Below are 21,465 nucleotides of genomic sequence, written 5' to 3'. Positions count from 1 at the left end.
CCACGAGAGGGAGCCCGGCGGTGCGGGCGCCCTCTCAGGATTCCGGCGTCGAGCGGCTCAACCGTCGTACGACACCCGGAGGAGGACCCCGCCGATCGTGATGTCGTGCGGGTCGCCGATGCCGCCGTAGTCCAGCTCCAACAACACGGTCACATAGTTGCCGTTCGGAACGAAGTCGAGCTGGCAGCCGGGGTCGAAGCAGTTCACCACGTAGCTGCTGTAGGTGGTCGATTTGCGGTCCGTGGACTCCCATCCGATGTCGACGTGGGCGCCCGAGTTGTTGCTCTTGATCAGTCGGGTGCTCGTGATGTAGCTGTTGACGTTGTCGACCTTGTACGACACCCGGTAGTCGACCAGCTTCCCCCACGCCCCGCCGAGCCTGGCAGGGAACGGAACCGGGATGAGCACCTGCATGGTTCCCGCCGACACGGTCTTGCGCACGATGGCATCGCTCGAGTTGTCGAAGTGGACGGTCGCCGGGCCGTCGTTGACGTGGATCTCGAGCATCGAGCCCGGGACGTAGTAGAAGGTGTCCTGCTTGGCGCTGACGTAGCGGCTGTCGGCCACGCTCTTGGTGTAGTACCGGCCGTCTGACTCGGCTTCGGTGTAGTACCGGTCGTCGTGGATGTGGTGGTCGTAGTAGCCGACGACGTCGATGATCACGTGCACCGAGCCCTGCAGGTTGTAGATGCTGAACAGGCCCGCGCCGTCGAGGTCGACGTTCACAGCGTTCGGCGTCGGAGGCTGGCCCGGCATCGGGTTGAGGTGGGACGCGTTCGGCAGCGTGCTGCTGGCGGGGAACAGGGTCAGGAACGTCGCCAGGGTGGGGTCGACTGCGGTGACGTTCAGCGACAGGCCGGTCGTGCCGCCGGGCAGGTTGCAGCTGCCGACCTTGCCCCATCCCGCGAGGGGGTAGGTCTCGTTCGGGCCGAGCGGCGCAGACCGTGGGCCGACTTGGAAGGCGGGCCGGGTGTCCGCCAGGCGGCACGGCTCGATCGGCACGTAGATCGGCCGTTCACCCGACGACGTGGTCGCCTGGGAGATGCCGATACCGCCGGCGCCGAGACTCACCGCCACCGCCGCTCCGATCGCCGCCCATCGGGTCCGAAGTAGTGAGAGGGTCATGACTCCTCCATTCGTGGTCGTCTACCTTCCACGGACGCGCTCCCAGCGCCCGGAGTCAAGGCAATTCGCCCCGGCAGACCAGGCGGTTCGGTCGCTCACGGGTGCTGTCGATCGCACCTCTCCACGGCGGGGGGTCGGCCCTTGCGAGCGCTTCGGGCGGCGGGTGGAGGGATCAGGGAACGATCGGCGAGACGATCGGAAATTGCGTCGGCGTCGCGGGTGAGCCGTGCCGATGCTCGAGTGTCAAGCACGACGTGCGACGGTGAGTCGGGCTGTAAGCGGGATTCTGTGGTCGTTGCCGACCGGTGACCATCCATCTGTGCGGCCCACCCGAGGGGTGCTCGTCGCCACATCGCTGCGGACACGAGCGGACGGGCAGCCCGTCCCCTCTGCTTGACCTTGCTCCGGGTGGAGTTTGCCGAGCCGAACGGGTCACCCCGCACGCTGGTGCGCTCTTACCGCACCGTTTCACCCTCACCTGTGGCCGCCACGTCGCCGCGGCCGCCCATCGGCGGTCTCTCTCTGTTGCACTGATTCGTCAGGTCACCCCGACCTGGCTCTCGCCAGCACCCTGCCCGGTGGAGTCCCGACTTTCCTCGACCCGGCCACGCTGAAGCGCCCCGAGCCGCGGTCACCCGACCGACTCACCATCGCAGCAGTCAGTGTACGAGCGACGCTGCCTGGCCGACCAGGTCGTTCGGCCGGCTACCCGGGCACCTGCCCGCCGCGGCGGCGCACCACGACGACGAGGCCCGCACCGACGAGCGCGAGCAGGAACGCCGACCGGATCAGGTCAGCGGTGCCGCTCGAACCCGTCTGAGGCAGGGTCACGGGTGGAGGCGGGGCCACGGTCGGCGGCGGCACCTGCGCGACGAGAACCACCGATTCGTCCTCGCTGTTGTTGGTGAGGTCGGGGTCGTCGGTGTCCGACTCGACGGTTGCGACGTTCTCGATCGTCCCGTCGAGCGCGTCCTCCGGCACGGTGACGGCGATCGTGACCGTGCCGGTCGCACCGGCCGCCATCGACGCCCGCGTGCAGGTCACGACATTGCCGGCGTTGCCGCAGTCGAAGTCGGCGGACGAGACGCCGGCGACCGTGACCTGACTCGGCACGATGTCACCGATCACCACGTTCTCGGCCGGGTCCGGGCCGTTGTTGGTGATCTCGAGGACGAAGTCGAAGCCGGTCCCGGCACCGGCTTGTACGACACTCGCCGTCTTGACGATCGCCAGGTCCGCCTCCACCACGGGCGGTGGCACGCAGACCTCGGCACTGTCGGAGTTGTTCGTCGCGTCGGTGTCGGGCCAGGTGATCTCATCGTCGCCGACCATGACGACACCTGTGTCGTCGAACACGTCGGCGGTGTTGGTCGCGCACAACGACCCGGCCGGTGCCGTCTCCATCTGCACGTCCACCGTGATCGTGACGGGCGCGTCCGGCAGCAGCGAGCCGAGGTCGCACGTCAGTGTGCCCCCGGTGGCCGAGCCGTCGTGCGAGCAGGTCCCGACCGGCGTGGTGACGCCGACGAACGCGAGGTTGGCAGGCAGCTCATCGCTCACGACGACCGTCGGCGCCGTCGACGGGCCGTTGTTGACGACGTCGAACGTGAACGAGAACGCACCGCCGACATCGATCTCGGGCGCCGACGACGACTTGACGATCGCCAGGTCGATCTCGTTCGTCACCGAGGCGTTCTTCTTGATGTAGTTGCAGCCGTCGCCCATCAGCGTCGGGCCGCCGAGCGCCATTGGATTGAACGGCGGGCTGTCGGTGTTCGACGTGGTCTGGCACAGCTCGCCGACGTCGGCCTTCACCTGGTTCGGCTCGTTGCCGCTCAGGGTCTGATCGCCGTACACCCAGGCGCGGTTCCAGACACGGAAGAACGCCGACGGGTCCATGGTGACGTGGAGCTCGATGTCGACTTCCTCGCCCGGCCCGAGGTCGCCGACCTCGCACCTCACCGCGTGGGCGCTCGCCGTCCGCGTACACGTGATGTCGGGACGCGGTCCGTTCAGATCGCTGGCGCTCGCACCGTTGTACTGCACGCCGTTGGTGGCGACGCGTTCGTCGGACGTGAACGGTCCGGGGTCGACGGCCGGCGGCACGTTGATCTGCCAGAACTCGTCGCCGACGGCCTCGCCGTTCTCGTCGAAGAACGGGAACTGTTCGAAGCCTGCTGCCGGCGCGAACAGCGCATCGTCGGCCGACAGCGTCCGCGCCGGCAAGGCGTCGAGCACGACCACGCCGGTCGCGGCGTCCGGGCCGAGGTTGCTCACCCGCAGCGTGTAGGTGAAGTCGGTACCGGCGATGACCGCCTCCGGCTCGGCGATCTTCTCGATCTGCAGGTCGATCTCGATGATGTCCGGCACGAGGATGCCTGCGTCACGGGTGGTGTCGCTCTGGCCAGAGACGAGGGTGATCGCCGCGGTCTTGCCGTCGGCGGGGTTGGCGTCGGAGTCGACGGTGTCGTCGCCGCCCTGATCGGGCGAGGTGAAGCTCGTGCCGTCAGGTGCCACGAACTGCACGAAGTAGGTACCCGGCGTCAGCCCGGTGAACTCGTAGAGACCGTCGGCGTCGGTGGTCGTGCTTGCGATCTCGACCATGTTCTCGTCGAGCAGCTTGACCTCGACGCCGGGCACACCGGGCTCGTCGGGGTCCTGGATGCCGTCCTCGTCCAGGTCGTTCCAGACCCTGTCGCCGATGCTGGCGGGGCGGACCAGCCCCGCGTCCCACTGCGTCTGCACGTCACCCATCCCGAGCACGATCGGGGCGGTCTTGCCGTCGATCGGGTCGGCGTCGGAGTCGACGGTGTCGTCGGCGCCTGCGTTGGGCGCCGTGAACGTCCAGATCCCCGCGTCGGGGTTGACGAACTGCACGAAGTAGGTACCGGCGGGCAGATCGGTGAACAGGTAGTTGCCGTTGCCGTCGGTGGTCGTCGAGGCGATCTCGACCATGTTCTCGTCGAGCAGCTTGACCTCGACGCCGGGCACACTGGGCTCGCCCTGGTCCTGCACGCCGTCTCCGTCGAGGTCCTCCCACACGCGGTCCCCGATGCTGGCCCGCTGGAAGATGCCGGCGTCCCACTGCGTCTGCGAGTCGCCGGCGGCGAGGACGATCGGGGCGGTCTTGCCGTCGATCGGGTTCGCGTCGGAGTCGACGGTGTCGTCGCCGCCCTGATCAGGCGGCGAGAAGCTCGATCCGTCGGGGGCGACGAACTGCACGAAGTAGGTCCCCGGCGCAAGGCCGGCGAACTCATAGAGGCCGTCGGCGTCGGTGGTCGTGCTGGCGATCTCGACCATGTTCTCGTCGAGCAGCTTCACCTCGACGCCGCCGAAGCCGGGTTCGTTCGGGTCCTGAATGCCGTCGCCGTCGAGGTCGTCCCAGACCCGGTCGCCGATGCTGCCGGGTCGGTACAGGCCGGCGTCCCACTGCAGCTGCGAGTCGCCGGCAGTGAGCGCAATCGGGGCGGTCTTGCCTGTGTCGGGTCCGGTCGGGTTGGCGTCGGAGTCGACGGTGTCGTCACCGCCGGCGTTCTGGGGTGAGAACGTCCACACCGCAGTGTCGGGATTGACGAACCGCACGAAGTAGGTGCCGGCCGCCAGATCGGGGAACAGGTACAGCCCGTCGGCGTCGGTGGTCGTCGCGTCGATCACGTTCATGTCGGCGTCGAGCAACTGCACTTCGATGCCTTCGATGCCGGGTTCGTCGGGGTCCTGGATGCCGTCGGCGTCGAGGTCCTCCCAGACGCGATCGCCGATCTCGCCGAGCGGGTTGCAGTAGTGCGAGAGATCGGCGTCGGAGCCGCCGGGCACGGTGACGGTGCCGACGTTCTCGTAGGTGTCGCGCTCGGGCGAGCCGGCGGCCGGGCTGTTCGCGCAACCCGCGACGACGGCAGTGCCCGCCGGCGGGTCGGTCAGGTCGGCGGCCACGCCTACGGCCGTGTACGTCCAGACCTCGCCGGGCGACAAGACGCCGTCGGCGCCGACGTCCGAGCCGGCGTCGAGCACGGGGGTCACGCCCGGTGTGCTGTCGGTGACCGTCACATCCGCGAGCGGGATCGACACCGCACCGGTGTTGGTGACGAGGTACGTCCACGTCACCGGGTCGCCCGGGGCGAGCACCGGCACGTCGGCGTCGTTGCTGCCGTCGGCGTCCGCTCCGTTGGTCGCCTTCTCGATGTCGATGTCGGGGGTCAGCAGGCCGGCGTCCCACGTGGGGTCGTTCTGACCGGAGACCAGCGTGATCGCGGCGGTCTTGCCGTCGGTTGGGTCCGCGTCGGAGTCGACCGCGTCGTCGGTGCCCTGGTCGGCGCTGGTGAAGCTGGTGCCGTCGGGCTTGACGAACTGCACGAAGTAGGTGCCCGGCACCAGGTCGGTGAACTGGTAGAACCCGTCGGCGTCCGTCGTCGTGGTCGCGATCTCGACCATGTTGGCGTCGAGCAGCTTCACCTCCACGCCTTCGACGCCTTGCTCGCCAGCGTCCTGGATGCCGTTGGCGTCGTTCGCGGAGACGCCACTGCCCTCGTCGAGCCAGACGCGGTCACCGAGGCTCGCCAGGCGGTACAGACCGGCATCCCACTGCGGCTGCGACTCACCCGCGGCGAGAGCGATTGGGGTCGTCTTGCCGGTGTCGGGTCCCGAGGGGTTGGCGTCGGAGTCGACCGTGTCGTCGCCGCCCACGTCCTGGGGCGAGAAGGTCCAGACCGCGGCGTCGGGGTTGACGAACTGCACGAAATAGGTGCCCGGCTCGAGACCGGTGAACAGGTAGTTGCCGTCGGCGTCGGTGGTCGTGGTGGCGATCTCGACCATGTTCTCGTCGAGCAGCTTGACCTCGATGTCGGCGATGCCGGGCTCGTCAGGATCCTGGATGCCGTCGGCGTCGAGGTCCTCCCAGACCCGGTCGCCGATCTCGCCCAGCGGGTTGCAGTAGTGGCTGGGGTCGGCATCGGTGCCGCCGGGCACCGTCACGGTGCCGATGTTCTCGTAGGCCGTCCGCTCCGGCGCACCCGGAGCCGGGATGTTCGCGCAACCCGCCACGACCGGCGTGCCGGCGGGCGGATCCGCCAGATCGACCGCGACGCCGGCGGCGGTGTACGTCCAGACCTCGCCGGGCGACAGCACGCCGTCGCTGCCGATGTCGGACGCGGGGTCGAACACCGGCGTGACGCCGGCAGCGCTGTCGGTCACCGTCACGTCGTCGAACAGGAACGGCTGCTCACCCGTGTTGGTGACCTGGTACGTCCAGACCGCCTGCTCGCCCGGTGCGAGCACCGGGACGTCCGCGTCGCTGGCGCCGTCGGCGTCGCTGCCGTTGGTCGCCTTCTCGATGTCGATGTCGGGGCGCGGCGGGTTGCAGTAGTGGCTGGGGTCGTCATCGTGATCGCCGGGCACGGTGACGGTGCCGACGTTCTCGTACGTCGCTCGTTCGGACGCGCCCGGCGTGGGGCGGTCGGCGCAGCCGTTCACCACCGGTGTGCCCGGCGGGGGAGCGGCCAAGTCTTCGGCGAGGCCGGTCGCTTCGTAGACCCAGATCTCACCCGGCGACAACACGCCGTCGCTCCCGTCGTCGGAGCCTGGGTCCAGCACCGGACTGACGCCGGCGACCGAGTCGGTCACCGTGACGTCGGCACCAGGGATCGACACGACACCGGTGTTGGTGACGCGATACGTCCACGTCACCGGGTCACCGGGCGCGAGCACGGGCACGTCGCCGCCGTTGGGGTCGTCGGCGTCGTTGCCGTTGGTCGCCTTCTCGATGTCGATGTCGGGGGTCAGGAGGCCGGCATCCCAGGTGGGGTCGTTCTGCCCCGACACGAGCGTGATCGAGGCGGTCTTGCCGTCGGTGGGGTTGGCGTCGGAGTCGACCGTGTCGTCGCCGCCCTGATCGGGCGTCGTGAAGCTGGTGCCGTCGGGCGCGACGAACTGCACGAAGTAGGTGCCCGGCGTCAGTCCGGTGAACTCGTACAGGCCGTCGGCGTCGGTCGTCGTGGTGGCGATCTCGTTCATGTCGGCGTCGAGCAGCCTGACCTCGACGTCGGCGACGCCCGGTTCGTCCGGGTCCTGGATGCCGTCGGCGTCGCGGTCCGCCCACACGCGGTCGCCCAGGCTCGCCGGACGATACAGGCCGGCGTCCCATTGCAGCTGCGAGTCACCAGTCGCGAGTTCGATCGCAGCGGTCTTGCCGGCATCGGGGTCGGTCGGGTTGGCGTCGGAGTCGACGGTGTCGTCGGCGCCGGCGTCTCGGGGCGAGAACGTCCAGACGGTGACGTCGGGGTTCACGAACCGCACGAAGTAGGTGCCGGCCGCCAGGTCGGTGAACAGGTAGAGGCCGTCGGCGTCGGTGGTCGTTGCATCGATCACGTTCATGTCGGCGTCGAGCAACTGCACCTCGATGTCCGCGATGCCGGCCTCGTCGGGATCCTGGATGCCGTCGGCGTCGAGGTCCTCCCAGACCCGGTCGCCGAGCTCGGCCAGCGGGTTGCAGTAGTGCGACGGGTCGGAGTCGCTGCCGCCGGGCACGGCGACCGTGCCCACGTTCTCGTACGCCTCACGTTCCGGGGAACCCGTCGCAGGGCTGTTCGCGCAACCTGCCACCACCGGCGTGCCAGCGGGTGGATCGGCCACGTCGATCGCATCACCGGTCGCGATGTAGGTCCACGTCTCGCCGGGCGACAACACGCCGTCAGCGCCGACGTCGGAGCCGGCGTCCAGCTCCGGCACGACACCCGGTACGTCGTCGGTCACGGTGACGTCGGCGAGCGGGATCGACACGGTGCCGGTGTTGGTGACCAGGTACGTCCAGGTCACCGCCTCACCGGGCGCGATCACGGGGACGTCCGCGCCGTTGGGGTCGTCGGCGTCGTTGCCGTTGGTCGCCTTCTCGATGTCGATCGAGGGCGCAGGATTGCAGTAGTGCGACGGATCGGCGTCGCTGTCGCCGGGCACGGTGACCGTGCCGACGTTCTCGTACGTCGCACGTTCCGGATCACCGATGAACGGGTTGTCGGCGCAGCCGTGTACGACGGTGGTGCCAGGTGGGGGCGTGACGAGATCGACGGCTTCACCGATCGCGTTGTAGACCCAGACCTCTTGGGGCGACAGGATGCCGTCGCTGCCGTCGTCGGAGCCGGGGTCGAGCTCGGGAGTGACACCGGGCGCGTCGTCCGTGACCGTGACGTCGGCAAGCGGGATCGACACGGTGCCGGTATTGGTGACCAGGTAGGTCCAGGTCACCGGATCGCCGGGCGTGATCACGGGGACGTCGCCGCCGTTCGGATCGTCGGCGTCGTTGCCGTTGGTTACCTTCTCGATATCGATCGACGGGGCCGGGTTGCAGTAGTGCGCCGGATCCTCGTCGGTGCCGCCGGGCACCGTGACGGTGCCGACGTTCTTGTACGTCGCCCGTTCCGGATCGCCGATGGCGGGGACGTTCGCGCAGCCGAGCACGGTCGCGTCGGCGTTCGCTGGGTCGCCGAGGTCGAGCGCCGCGCCGGTCGCCTGGTAGATCCACACTTCACCCGGTTCGAACAGGCCATCGCCGTCGTCGCCCGCGCCCGGGCCGGCGATGGTTCCGATCACGTCGTCGGTCACGACGACCGCACCGCCAGGGAACAGCTGACTGCCCGTGTTCTCGACGAGGTACGTCCACGTGACCGTCGCCCCTGGCGCGATGACGGGCAGGTCGGTGCCATTCGGATCGTTGGCGTCGGCGCCGTACTCCGGCGAGCAGTCCGCGCCCGAGAGCTGCAGGATCGCGATCGGGTCGTCGCTGCGCACGCACTTCACGATCTCGACGCCGGGGTTGACCAATCCGGCGTCCCAGGTGAGATCCGACTCGCCCTCGGCGAGATCGATCGCAGCGGTCTTGCCCACGTCGGGCCCGCTCGGCTGAGCGTCGGAGTCGACACCGTCGTCGCCACCCGCATCCTCTACCGTGAACCCGAACCCGTCGGGCGCAACGAATCGCACGAAGTACGTGCCGGCCTGGAGGTCGTCGAACAGATACCACCCCGGATCGCCCGTGGCAGGGTCGTCCGCCGTGACGGTCGAGCCGATGACGTCCATGTCGGCGTCGAGCAGCTCGACGGTGACGCCGTTGACGCCGGTCTCGCCGGCGTCCTGGATGCCGTCGCCGTCGGCGTCGAGCCAGACGTAGTCGCCGAGCTGGGCCTGCGCGACCGGCTCGAGCAGCACGCAGATGGGATCGATCGAGTTCGCGGTCGGCTGGTCACCGATGAGGTCGGCGATGTGCCACGCCTTGACCCGGTTGGCGTCTTCCTCGACGACCAGCAGGTCGTCGTCGTCGTTGACCAGCTCGAGCAGCCAGTTGGGAAGCGCGTCGGAGTCGGCGAGGTCGGAGATGGCCGCGGACTCGTAGCTCGCGTCACTGGTCGCCGAGTACAGACGGATGAAGAACTGCTCGAACTGCTGGTTCTGGGCCGTGTGGTTGGGGCCGAAGTCGGCCGATGCGAGCGTCACGCGGTAGGCGCCCGCCGGGACGTCGACGTCGAAGAAGGGCGTCATCACGGGTCCCGTGTCGAGCAGCCGCGTGCCCGTCATGTCGACGAGGATCTGGTTGTCGGTCGCCCGGACCGGGCACTTGAACAGACCCGCATCGAGGGTGTCGTCGAACTCGCCGGGAGCCAGGACGACACTCGGCGTCTCGCCATCGAAGACCGACGCGTCGGAGTCGACCGCATCGTCGTCACCCTGGTCGGCGTGGGTGAAGATGGTGCCGGCGGGTTGCTCGAACCGCACCGCGTAGTCCACGCCGGGGGTCAGGTCGTTGAACTTGTAGGAGCCCTGCGCGTCCGTGACGGTGACGTCGACGACCTGGCCGCCGAGCAGGAGTTCGACCCGCACACCCTCGACCGGGAGCTCGCCCGGATCCTGGATGCCGTTGCCGGCGTTGGCGAGGTCGCCGTTGCCGTCGTCGAGCCACACGAAGTCGCCCAGCATGGCGGGCTCGCGCTCGCCGATGTAGTGCGCGGGGTCGTGGTCCTCGACCTTGACCGGCTTCGGGTCGTCACAGTCGTCGCCGTCCGACGAATCGTCGTCGCCACTGCCGCTGCTGTCGTCGTCGCTGCCGCTGCTGTCGTCGTCTCCTTCGTCGTCGCTGCCGCTGCTGTCGTCGTCCTTGCCGTCGTCGCTGCTGTTGTCGCCGGAGCTGCCGTCGTCCTTCTCGTCCTTGCCGTCGTCGCTGCTGGTGTCGTCGCCGCTGCCGTCGTCCTGCTCGTCCTTGCCGTCGTCGCTGCTGCTGTCGTCGTCGACGCACGCGTCGTCGCCGCCCGGCCCGTCCCCAGGCGCGTGGGCCACGACCCAGCCTTCGTTGACGTGCTGGCCGAGCTGCGCCTCGAACGGCCCGAGGACGATCTGGAACGATGCGCCCGGGTCGAGCGTCGCCGGCACCTCGTCGACCGGGATCTCGAAGTCGGTGTCGGTCAGCTCGATGTCGCTGAGCGCGACGTCGCCCGTGTTCGTCACCGTGAACCGGAAGAAGACGTCGTTCGCTCCCGACGTGGCCGTGGGTCCGGTCGGCTCGTCGGCGTCGAACCACGTGGTGCCTCCGTCGACCGACACCTCCTTCTCGAGGTCGATGCCGGGCCGCGCCGGTTCGGGGACCCCGACATAGCCGGCGGGATCCGAGTCGTGCGGGTCACCGACCGACGAGAAGCCCTGCGCTGATGCCCGGTTGAGATGCGGCCCACCGTCGACGGCCGTGATCGGGCCGAAGACGCAGACGTAGATGTCATCGGCGACGTCGTTGTCGGCGGGGTCGCCCTCGGTGCTGTTGATCGAGGATGGGTTGGCGGCCGGCGGCAGGGGATTCGGCAGTGGGCCGCACTGCGCGTCGACGAGGTCCTGGTGGACGTCGTCGGTCACGATCGTGCCGAAGAGCGACGTGCGACCGGTGTTCTTGACCAGGATCCGCATCCACACGTCGCCCCCGACCGCGACCTCCGGTCGCGAGGCGTTGTACCACGGGCCGTCAGGACCGTCGACCGATGCGTACTTCTCGACGTCGATCGCAGCCCTGGTGCCCGTCGCGGTCGCCGTCGTCGGCGCGACGGCGAATCCAGCGGTGAGCGCCACGGCGCACAGGAGGAGGACGTGCGACCTGAGCCGACGCTGACCAAGGTGACCTGTCATTGCAACCCCGTTTCCCGCAGTACCCACGACGTAGACGTGTCGATTCGGCCCACCCGCTTGCCCGCCGGAGCCGAACCCAAAGCACCCGAACGGTAGTCCGACACACGACGAGCCCGCAATGCGTACGACCCCTCTCCGCGTCGGATTCAGGGGAAATCCGACGTTCAGTGACGGTCTCGTCGCCGCAGCGTGGTCGACGTTGACAGCTCCTTGAGAACATTGAATGGCTGCTCAGGCGTTCGCGTGGCACACTCCGGCAGCGGCCGTCTCCTCCGCTCCACCGGTCTGCAGGGCAACCCAGACGGCGCCGGAACGACGGCGACGGGTGCGCTGCGATTCGTCCGATGCCCGAGCGCGCGGCGATCGTTCATTGCCACTCGGTGGCGCGCCGCTCGAGCCGGGATGCGATGCGGGCGGTGATCCACCGTGCGAGCCCCCGTCGCCAGATCACCACCCACGGATCCGCCGATTGGCTCGAACGTACGACCTAGGGTCTGCGGCCTTTGTCGTCGTGGCGGCGCGTCGTCGCAGGGCTCACGGGTGCAGGACGTGGGCGACGTCGGGCGACGTCTCGCCCTCCAGCATCTCGGCGAAGACGTCGGCGACGGCGTCGGGACCCGAGCCGTGCTCGATCGTCACCCAACCCGACACCTTCTCGATGAACGGTCCCCACGCCTCGGCGAGCCGTTCCTCGACGACGCCGGGGCCCCAGTCCTGGTGGCGCTTCTCGATCTGGCTCGGGGCGAAGAACATCGTCTGCGCCGGGCCCGGGAGCGGTTCGGCGCTGCCGAGCCGATCCTCCCAGTGCGTGATGCCGACTACGGCCGACACCTTCAAGTCGTCGCCGTAGCGCTCGTGCACCGAGCGCACGACCGAGGCGTTGCCGCTCATGTCGACCAGCGCAGCCGGGCCGTCGGGCAGCGAGGCGACGTCGTCGTACGTGACGACCCGGTCGTAGCAGCCGAGGCGCTCGACGAACCCGACGTTGCCCGCCGAGGTGAGCCCGACGACGGTCAACTCCTCGCGCTGGTGCAGCAGGTGGGCGGTGCCGAACGAGGTCTTGCTCGACGCACTCGTCAACACCACGGTCGACGCACCGAAGAAGCCGTTGTCGTCGAGGAAGTCGTCGATCAGGAAGGAGGTGAAGAACAGCGGCCGGTACAGCATCTGTTCGGCCTCGAGGTCGGCGTCGTAGCCGGGGTCGGCCCCGCAGCGGACGTAGCGGTTGTACACCGGCGGCAGCGCGGCGCGGTGCGGGGCGCCGTCGCTCAACGCCGCCTCGGTGACGCCGGTCGGTTCGATCACCAGCTCGGTCGACATCGGGAAGTAGCCGAACAGCCGCTCGCCCTCGTTCACGCCGTCGCTGCGCGACTCGACCACGTCGGCGAAGCCCCAGACCGGCACGCGGCCCCACTGGACCGCATCGCCGAGATCGGGCGCCGGGAAGAACGTCCAGTAGCCGATCATGTCGCCGGCCGCCGCGTACGTGATGTTGTTGGCCGTGAAGCCGAACGCGTCGACCCGCACGCGTGCCTGGCCGTCGGCGAGCGCTGCCGGTTCGGCGTCGACCGTGCGGGTGTGCCGGTAGTCGTTGCGGTCGACGAGGAAGTGCCAGTCGGTCATGCCCGCACGGTAGCCCGGCATCCGCCAACTGGCCGATGCCCCATGACAAGCTGGAACCGATGCTGACGCACGCCTCAGCCGCCGTTGCCGCGTCCATCGCGTCCGTGACCGATCCGACGTTGCCGCCGACGACCGAGCCCGCCGCAACGCCCGTCGGTGACGGGGGCACCGAGTCGCCCGCCGAAGCCGGACAGGGCTTCGCATCGAGCGTGGCCGACGTCGTCGCCGCCGTGTTCGACAACCTGGGCAACAACGGCTATCAGACCGGCATCGCCCTCGTGGTGACCACGGCCGTCGTCATCGCGATGCTCAACCTCAAGGTCCACATGGCACTGCTCGCGCCGGTCGGCATCGGCGCATTCTGGGCCGGCTGGCTCGGCTGGAACACGCTCACCGCGCAGGACAATCCGCTCTTCCCGGGCGACGTCAGCGCGACGAAGCTCTGGGACGTCGGCCTCGACGGCGACATGGGCTTTCTGATCGTGGTCAGCGTCGCGTGCGTCGCAGCGGTGTTCCTGTGGCGCAAGGGCACGGCGCTCGCAAGCCGCATCATGCTGCTGGTCGGCGCGATCCTCGGCGCTTCGTTCCTCTACAACCTCGTCGAAGCCGTCCGCGTCGCCTAGCTCACGTTGTTTCACGTTGTGTCAGACACATCGTGAAATCGCAGGGGTCCGACCCGTGCCTGGCGCATCCGTTTCACGTTGTGTCTGACACAACGTGAAACGTGAACGGTCAGCAGGACTGGTACTCGTAGACGAAGCTGTTCTCGGCCGGCGTCTGCAGCTGCGTGCTGAACCGTGTGCCCTCGTCGTCACGTGCGCCGACCACCAACTCGATGCCGGTGAGTCGACCGAACGTCGACGGGATCGCGTACGGCACCGGGAAGCCGTCGCTGTCGGGCCCGACCGGCTCGCCGTAGATCTCGGGGCTGACGAGCTCGTCGGCGTTGATCGCTGCCGCCAGCGCAGCCGCATGGCGGTGCTCGTCGCCGCCGATGCGCATCGCTTCGCGGCGGAGATCGAGACCCGAGAGCGACGCCACCAGCGCCTGGTACGACGCGCCCGCCAGCGATTCGAACGCATGGGCGATGTTGAGCACGTCGCGATGCACGTCGTCGGAACCGTCGAGCGCACCGACGATCGGGCCGACGGCACGCTCCATGATGAATGGGTTGGCGCAGGTGAATTCCTCGCCCCCGAGCTCGGTGATGAGCGTGCCGAGCCGCGCCGCGTGACCGGTGTGATCGTCGACGAAGCGCCCGGCGAGCGCCGTCTCGGCGTTGGTGAGCACGCCGGTGCCCGCTGCCGCGTCGTAGACGGCCAGGGCCGTGTACTCGAGCGACTGCGCTGTGCGCAGCAGCACGGTGTCGTTGACCTCGGCGGGCGGCAACGTCGCGGCCGGCTCGGCGAGGCCGAGGCGACCCGGGGCGTCACTGCCGCCCCGGTCGGCGCCACAAGCGGCCACGACCGCGCCCATCGACAGGGCGAGGCCGCCGCTGCGGAGCAGCTGGCGGCGATCGAGCGAGGGGTTGAAGCGATTCACGGTCAGGCCTCCGGCGACAGTGCGGTCGCGGTGTTGAGGAACAGTGCGTCGAAGTCGCCGCCCTGGCCACTGAGGCCGGCCAGCACCGTGGCGTGGCGGGACTCGATGGCGGCGATGGATGCGATCGCCGCAGCCGGCTCGGGGTCGCTGACCGCCCCGAGCAGCTCGACGTGCGTGGCCGCCGCCGTGTTCTCGAGATCGAACGCCGCTCCGGCCGGGTCGCCGGCGGTGAAGGCACCTTCGAGCGCGTCGTACACCGCATCGTTGCGGGTGTCCGCCGAGATCCCCGAGATGCCGGCGAGGCGCTGGGCGTACGCCTCGTGCTGCTCGCGCATGACGCCCCACAGCGGATCGTCGGCGCCGCCGGCGATCGCCGCGTCGTACAGGTCGCGTGCGGTCAGCTCGAGCGAGATCGCGAAGCCGACCTGCGCGAGGTCGTCGTCGGACAACCCGGACGTGCTCGCGGCAGCGGTGCCCGAGCGGGCCAGTGCCATCGCGGCGCCGATGACGCCGGCGCCGAGCAGCGCGCGGCGGCTGGACCGTTCGGGTGCTGCGTCATCCGCAAGGGCGGCGTCAGTCACGTGTGGTGTCCTTTCGAGCGATCAGGTGTCGGGTGCGTGCGCGGCCCACATGATGGTGTTCTGGGCCGGGGCCACGCCATTCTAGAAGTCAAGTGCGGACAGCTCTGGAATCCATCCGGCGGATCGCTCGACCGCGGCCCGCCATGCGTCGCGGTCGAGCTCGCCGGCGGGCTCGACCACCGACGCCGGCGTGAACGTTGCCGCAGCCGTCTCGACGTCGGGCCACTCGCCGACCGCAGTGCCCGCCATGAGGCCGGCGCCGACCGTGGTGGCGTCGACGGTCGGCGAGACCTCGACCGGCTTGCGGGTGGCGTCGGCGATGGCCTGGACGAACGTCGGGTTCCCGCTCATCCCGCCGTCCACGCGCAAGGACGGGATCGTCAGCCCGGTGTCGGCCTCGGCCGCCTCGACCATGTCGGCGCTGCGGTGGGCGATCCCCTCGAGCACCGCCCGCACCACGTGCGCCCGCTCGGTGCCCCGCGTGATGCCGAGCAGCGTGCCGCGGGCCCCGTAGTCCCAGTGCGGCGTGCCCAGCCCGAGCAGCGCCGGAACGTAGACCACGCCATCGGCGGTCTCGCAGGCGGCAGCGACGTCGTGGCTCTCCTTCGAGGACGCGATCAGCTGGAGGTCGTCGCGCAGCCACTCGACGTTGCTCCCGGCCGAGAGCATGATCGCCTCGACGCCCCACGTCACCGACCCGTCCTGCGTCCAAGCGACGATCGGGAACGTGCCGTTCTCGGACCGAGCTGCGCTCGCCGGCACGTCGGGCCCCGTGGTCATGTCGAGCATGCCACCCGTGCCGAACGTGAACTTCGCGTGGCCGGGGGTCACGCAGCCCTGGCCGACGAGCGACGCCTGCTGGTCGCCGGCCAGGGCACCGATCGGTGGGCCGTCGGGGAGCGCGGTGGCCTCGCCGGCGACGCCGATCGTGTCGACGATCGTCGGCAGCATCGCCGGGTCGATGCCGAGCGTCTGGCAGTTCTCGATGTGCCAGCCGCGCCGCTCGATCGAGTACAGGCCGGTGATCGCGGCGTTGGTGTGGTCGGTGACATGCAGGGCCCCGTCGGACAGCGTCCACGCCACCCACGAGTCGACCGTGCCGAAGCACAGGTCGGCGGGGTCGTGGTCGCCGCAGTTCGCGAGCAGCCAGCCGATCTTGGTCGCCGACTGGTTGGGCGCGAGGTCGAGGCCGTGTTCGGCCTTCGCCGTCAGGCACTCGCCGACGGTTCGCAGGTCCTGCCAGCCGATGGCCGGGCCGATCGGGCGGCCCGTCGTGCGTTCCCACACGATCGTCGTGGCACGCTGGTTCGTGACGCCGACGCCGTTGACCGGCGGGTTGCCGGTGCGCCGGAGCACGGTCTGCGCCGCTTCGAGCACCAGTTGGGCCATGCGGGTGGCGTCGAACTCCACCATGCCGGGGAACGGCGAGTCGGGCGCGAACGGGAGGTGCTCGATCGCGGCGACCGTCGCGTCGGGGCGCACGATCGCGGACCGGAGCCCGGTCGTGCCGACATCGATGACGAGAATCACGGGGCGGTGTCCTTTCCGCGATCGGGGAGGTCCGGCAGGTCGGGGAGCGCGGTGGACGGCCGGAACCCCTTCGCCCGCAGGCGGCCGCCGAGCATCCCGCCGAGCAACCCCACGCCGACGACGACCGAGAGGTTGAAGAGCGCGGCGAACCAGCGGACGTCGTTGCCGCTCGCCAACCTGACGGTGATGAAGATCAGCTGCGCGAGCACGTAGGCACCGATCGCGGTCGCCATGCCGTGGCTCAGCGGCAGGTCGCGCCGCTGCACCCACGCCGCGCACCCGGCGCCGAGGAGGAACCCGAAGACCGCACCGACCGAGAGCCACAGCGCGAGCGTGTTGTCGTCGCGGCTCTCCGCAGCCCATCGCGCGGCGATCGACAACGGCACCGCGAAGACGAGCGCGACCATGCCGCCGGCCTTGAGCGCGTCGACGTCCCACCGCTCGGTGTTCACGGCCACGATGGTGCCCCGAACGGCCCGGGCAGTCCCAACTTCCCCGGGTTGAGGATGCCCGCGGGGTCGAGCGTCTGCTTCAGCCCGACGAGCACGTCGAACGCCGGTCCGAGGGCGTTCTCGACGAAGCGCGCTCGATTGAGGCCGACGCCGTGGTGGTGCGACAGGTTGCCGCCGGCGCCGAGGATCGCTCGCTGGCCTGCGTCCCAGAGCGCGACGTAGGTCGATTCGATCTCGTCGGCCGGCGGCGTCGCCGCGAACGTGAAGTAGAGGCAGGCGCCGTCGACATAGCTGTGCGAGAGGTGGCAGCTCGCCACGACCGCGTGCGGCACGGCCATGAGTGCCGTCGTGGCGGCCTCGTAGACGGCGTCGAGCGCGCTCCACGGCGCAGCGATCTCCATCGTGTCGACCACGAAGCCCCGCCGGGTCAGGTCCTGCAAGGCGGACGTGTCGTTGCGGTGCTCGATCCAGTCGGCCACCAGCGACTCGTCGGCCGCCGTGCCGAGGTCGAGGCAGACCTCGTCGACCACCGACATCGCCGCGTCGACGATGGCCTCGTCGCCCTCGTCGAGCACGAGCAACGCACAGTCGGTGCCGTCGCCGCCGTGACCGCGGGCCGACTCGACGCCGTCGTACAACCGGAGCACCGCCGGGGTCGCGCCGCGACGCAAGATCCGGCGGCAGGCCTCGAACCCCGCCGACAGCGTGTCGAACCGGTACGCAGCTCGGCGCTGTGCCGGGGGGACCGGATGGGCCCGCAGCCACACCCGGGTGATCACGCCCAGGGTGCCCTCGGAGCCGACGAAGAGTTGCGTGAGGTCCGGTCCCACCGCAGCAGCCGGGGCGCCGCCGGTCCGCACGACGCGGCCGTCGGCCAGCACGAGCTCGAGCCCGACGACCATGTCCTCGATCTTGCCGTAGCGGGTCGAGTACTGCCCGGCGCCCCGGCACGCGACCCACCCGCCGACGGTCGCGAGGTCGAAGCTTTGCGGGAAGTGGCCGACGGTCAGCCCGTGGTGGGTGTTGATCACCCGTTCGAGGTCGGGCCCGAACACGCCGGCCGCGACCTCGACGATGCCCGAGGCCTCGTCGACCGAGCCGATCGAGTCGAGTCCGGTGAGGTCGAGCAGCACCCCGCCGAACACCGGCACCGATGCGCCGCACACGCCGCTCCGTCCGCCCGCTGCCGTCACCGGAACGCGGGCCTCGTTGCAGGCCGCCAGCACGCCCGACACCTCCTCGGTCGCGGTGGGCCGGACGAGCACAGCGGCCCGCTTGGGCGTCTCGCCCGCGATCGACCAGTGCAATGCCAGCGGCCACCAGTCGCGGCTCGCCTCGGCGAGCTCGGCGACGTCGACGACGGTGTCGCAGATGCCGCCGAGTCGTGCGGCGAGGTCGTCCGGCAGGGGAGCGGCGGGCGCGGTGAGGTGCTCGCCGGTTCCGGTCAGCTCGATCGGTGGCGTCGGCTGCGTCACGCCGTCACCTGTGCGGTGGCCGCGCTGCGCCTGCTGGCGACCAGCTCGTGGTAGCAGAGGTCGCGGTAGGCGGAGACCTCGCGCTCGATGTCCTGCTCGCTCCACCCGAGCTCGGGCGCGATCAACTCGGCGACGCCGGCTGCGGCGGCGAGGGTGGCCTCGCGGTGGCGGAGGTGGGCGCGGGTTCGTCGCGTCAGCACGTCGATGAGCGTGGTCGCCATCTCGTGCCGGACGGCGTGGATCGCCTCGGCACGCGTGTAGGGCAGACCCGTGACGAGCGGCCGCACCAGCGTGTTGTCCATCGCAACCAGCGCCTTGATCTCGGCCAGCTCGGTCCCGTAGCGGTGCGCCAGCCGGTGGTCGGGGTGGTCGTCGGGGAGCGTGACATACCCGTCGGCGCCGATCAGCTGCAGCCGCTTCGTGCGGCATCGCTCGCGACGGTCGAGCCGCGCGAGCACCGCATCGACCGTGTCCTCCGCCATCTCGCGGTACGTGGTGAGCTTGCCGCCGGTCACGGTGATGACCCCGGAGTCGCTGGTGGTCACGGTGTGGCGCCGCGACAGGTCGGCGGTGCGGCCCGACGACGCCTGCTTGACGAGCGGGCGCAGTCCGGCCCACATGCCGGTGACGTCGGTCCGGGAGATCGTGGTGTCGAGGCTGTGGTTGAGCGCGCCGAGCACGTAGTCGAGGTCGTCGTCGTTGGTCTGCGGCTCGTCGAGCGAGCCGCTGTAGTCGGTGTCGGTCGTGCCGACGTAGCAGTGCTCGTACGTGCCGTTCGGCAGCTGCCCCCACGGCACCAGGAACAGGCTGCGCTTGTCGCGTGGCACCGAGATGATGACCGCGATGTCGTTGCCGACGAGGTGCCACGGGATCGTGATGTGGACGCCCTTCGCCGGTCGGATCGAGTCAGGGTCGGCGCCCTCGTCGAGCCGGCGGATCTCGTCGGCCCAGACCCCGGCGGCCGACACGACGACGCTGCTGCGGACGTGGATGCGCTCGTCACCGGTGTCGACGAGGGCGCCGTCGACGGTGCCGTCGGCGCGCTTGGTCAGCTCGACCGCCTCGCACCGGTTGGCGACGGCTGCGCCGTGGCGCGCGGCCGTGCGGGCGATCGTCAGCGTGAGGCGGGCGTCGTCGGCCGACGCGTCGTAGTACACGAACCCCGACGACACCTTGTCGGCCGGCAGCGTCGGGCAGTGGCCGAGCGTGCCGTCCGCTGCGAGGCGCTGGTGGCGCTTGCCGATCCGCAACCCGCCGGTCAGGTCGTACATCCACAGCGCCGTGCGCAACGCCTTGGCGATCTTCTTCGAGACCGGCCCGTCCCGCGTGAGCACCGGGATCATGAACGGCAGCACCGAGACGAGGTGTGGCGCGTTGTCGATCAGGCGTTGCCGCTCGCGCAGCGCCTGGTAGACGAGACGGACGTCACCCTGCTGGAGGTAGCGCAGGCCACCGTGGATCAGCTTCGAGCTCTTCGACGAGGTCCCCGAGGCGAAGTCGTCGCGCTCGACGAGCGCCGTCCGCAACCCGCGACTGGCCGCGTCGAGCGCCACGCCGGCGCCGGTGATGCCGCCACCGATGACGAGCACGTCGAAGTGGTCGGCAGCGAGCCGCTCGAGCATCGCGTCTCGCCGGAAGGGGAGCGGCGGCGATCCGAGTGGCATCGCCGCAGCCTACGACGCGCCACGTGTCGGGTCGGGGCGGACGCGCGGCAGATTCCAATCTGCACGAGTTGTAGATCAGCAATCGATGCGCGTAAGTTCGCCCTCGATGCGAGCGCCCGCCGAGCTGGTCGACGTCTTCCGGTCACAGGGTCTGAAGGTCACCCCTCAGCGTCAGCTGCTCTTCCGCCTGCTCCACGAGAACGACCGGCACCCCACCGCCGAGTCGCTCCACGTCCAGGCGAGCTCGCTGATGCCCGGCATCTCGCTGCGAACCGTGTACCAGACGCTCACCGATCTCGCGTCGATGGGCGAGCTCCGGCAGGTCTCGTTCGGCCACGGCCCGTCCCACTTCGACCCGAACGTCGCCGAGCACCATCACGCGGTGTGCGACGGCTGCGGTGCCATCACCGACGTGTACGTCGACGGCGCGCAGCACTTGACCGTCGATGGCCTCGATGGGTTCCGACCCGATTCGACGTCGATCGTCTTCCACGGCACCTGCACCAGCTGCGGCGCCGCAGCAACGTCGCCGACCGAGGGCACGTCATGAGCGCCGGCCGGTCGGGCACTCGCATCATCTCGCCCCGCCAACAACCCAACCCGAATCCGAATCCGCCAACACTTCATCGCAAGGAGCAGCAATGACCGATCAGAACGAAGGCACGTGCCCGGTGATGCACGGTTCCGTCCCGCCGACGACGACGGCTGCGAACCAGCACTGGTGGCCCGAGCAGCTGAACCTCGGCATCTTGCACCAGAACCATCCGGCGTCCGATCCGATGGACGACGACTTCGACTACGCCACCGAGTTCCAGTCGCTCGATCTCGCGGCGGTCAAGGCCGACCTGACCGCGATGATGACCGACTCGCAGGAGTGGTGGCCGGCCGACTACGGGCACTACGGCGGCCTGATGATCCGCATGGCGTGGCACGCCGCCGGCACCTACCGCATCGAGGACGGCCGCGGCGGCGCCGGCACCGGCAACCACCGCTTCGCTCCGCTCAACAGCTGGCCGGACAACGGCAACCTCGACAAGGCCCGGATGCTGCTGCTCCCGATCAAGCAGAAGTACGGCCGCAAGATCTCGTGGGCCGACCTGATGATCCTGGCGGGCAACGTCGCGCTCGAGTCGATGGGCTTCGAGACGTTCGGCTTCGCCGGCGGCCGCGAGGACATCTACGCCCCCGAGGACGACATCTACTGGGGCCCCGAGACCGAGTGGCTCGGCGACGAGCGCTACAGCGGCGACCGCGAGCTCGCGAAGCCGCTCGGCGCAGTGCAGATGGGCCTCATCTACGTCAACCCCGAGGGTCCCAACGGCAA

General features: G+C 69.7%; 12 protein-coding genes and 1 other RNA gene. 3 read left to right on the top strand and 10 right to left on the bottom strand.

The features are described 5' to 3' along the window. Positions 1 to 57: 57 nt before the first annotated feature. From QNJ12_RS03770 to QNJ12_RS03755, 4 genes are all read right to left on the bottom strand, one after another. Positions 58 to 1,125 (bottom strand): hypothetical protein, encoded by a 1,068-nt coding sequence (locus tag QNJ12_RS03770; protein WP_300618991.1) that lies wholly within the window; start codon positions 1,123 to 1,125, stop codon positions 58 to 60. A gap of 259 nt (positions 1,126 to 1,384) precedes the next feature. Continuing rightward, positions 1,385 to 1,772, bottom strand: an RNA gene (rnpB, locus tag QNJ12_RS03765) — RNase P RNA component class A. A 58-nt stretch (positions 1,773 to 1,830) separates the two neighbouring features. Further along, complete coding sequence (locus tag QNJ12_RS03760; RefSeq protein ID WP_300618988.1) at positions 1,831 to 11,217, bottom strand: SdrD B-like domain-containing protein; 9,387 nt, start codon at positions 11,215 to 11,217, stop codon at positions 1,831 to 1,833. 591 nt (positions 11,218 to 11,808) lie between these two features. After that, positions 11,809 to 12,897, bottom strand: a complete 1,089-nt coding sequence (locus tag QNJ12_RS03755) for a DUF2855 family protein (RefSeq protein ID WP_300618985.1) — start codon at positions 12,895 to 12,897, stop codon at positions 11,809 to 11,811. A 104-nt stretch (positions 12,898 to 13,001) separates the two neighbouring features. On the opposite strand from QNJ12_RS03755, the gene QNJ12_RS03750 reads away from it, so the two are divergent. Next, positions 13,002 to 13,520, top strand: coding sequence for a hypothetical protein (locus tag QNJ12_RS03750; protein WP_300618983.1), 519 nt, complete (start codon positions 13,002 to 13,004; stop codon positions 13,518 to 13,520). A 109-nt stretch (positions 13,521 to 13,629) separates the two neighbouring features. Here QNJ12_RS03750 and QNJ12_RS03745 read toward each other — a convergent pair whose 3' ends face one another. The 6 genes from QNJ12_RS03745 to QNJ12_RS03720 form a co-directional block, all read right to left on the bottom strand. Beyond that, the gene (locus QNJ12_RS03745; protein WP_300618980.1) at positions 13,630 to 14,439 is read right to left on the bottom strand and encodes a ferritin-like domain-containing protein; all 810 of its coding nucleotides are present in this window, start codon (positions 14,437 to 14,439) and stop codon (positions 13,630 to 13,632) included. A 2-nt stretch (positions 14,440 to 14,441) separates the two neighbouring features. Beyond that, entirely contained in the window at positions 14,442 to 15,020 is a 579-nt protein-coding gene (locus QNJ12_RS03740; RefSeq protein WP_300618977.1) for a ferritin-like domain-containing protein, read from the bottom strand. A gap of 81 nt (positions 15,021 to 15,101) precedes the next feature. Then, the gene (locus QNJ12_RS03735; protein ID WP_300618975.1) at positions 15,102 to 16,550 is read right to left on the bottom strand and encodes an FGGY family carbohydrate kinase; all 1,449 of its coding nucleotides are present in this window, start codon (positions 16,548 to 16,550) and stop codon (positions 15,102 to 15,104) included. Continuing rightward, a complete protein-coding gene (locus QNJ12_RS03730; RefSeq protein WP_300618973.1) occupies positions 16,547 to 17,002 on the bottom strand; it encodes a hypothetical protein in 456 nt (151 codons plus the stop codon). Before QNJ12_RS03730 ends, QNJ12_RS03735 begins: the two co-directional genes overlap by 4 nt. Next, complete coding sequence (locus QNJ12_RS03725; RefSeq protein ID WP_300618971.1) at positions 16,999 to 18,477, bottom strand: FAD-binding oxidoreductase; 1,479 nt, start codon at positions 18,475 to 18,477, stop codon at positions 16,999 to 17,001. The genes QNJ12_RS03730 and QNJ12_RS03725 overlap by 4 nt, the downstream gene beginning before the upstream one ends. Continuing rightward, on the bottom strand, positions 18,474 to 20,141 hold the full coding sequence (locus tag QNJ12_RS03720; RefSeq protein WP_300618968.1) for a glycerol-3-phosphate dehydrogenase/oxidase: 1,668 nt from the start codon (positions 20,139 to 20,141) through the stop codon (positions 18,474 to 18,476). Before QNJ12_RS03720 ends, QNJ12_RS03725 begins: the two co-directional genes overlap by 4 nt. 106 nt (positions 20,142 to 20,247) lie before the next feature. On the opposite strand from QNJ12_RS03720, the gene QNJ12_RS03715 reads away from it, so the two are divergent. Continuing rightward, positions 20,248 to 20,691, top strand: coding sequence for a Fur family transcriptional regulator (locus tag QNJ12_RS03715; protein WP_300618966.1), 444 nt, complete (start codon positions 20,248 to 20,250; stop codon positions 20,689 to 20,691). Between the two features lie 91 nt (positions 20,692 to 20,782). Further along, on the top strand, positions 20,783 to 21,465 hold a 683-nt coding region (locus QNJ12_RS03710; RefSeq protein WP_367281746.1), incomplete at its 3' end, for a peroxidase family protein.

This window comes from Ilumatobacter sp., assembly GCF_030065885.1.
Classification (GTDB): domain Bacteria; phylum Actinomycetota; class Acidimicrobiia; order Acidimicrobiales; family Ilumatobacteraceae; genus Ilumatobacter.
The sequence above is the reverse complement of the archived record's forward strand: the minus strand, read 5'-3'. Positions and strand labels throughout refer to the sequence as shown.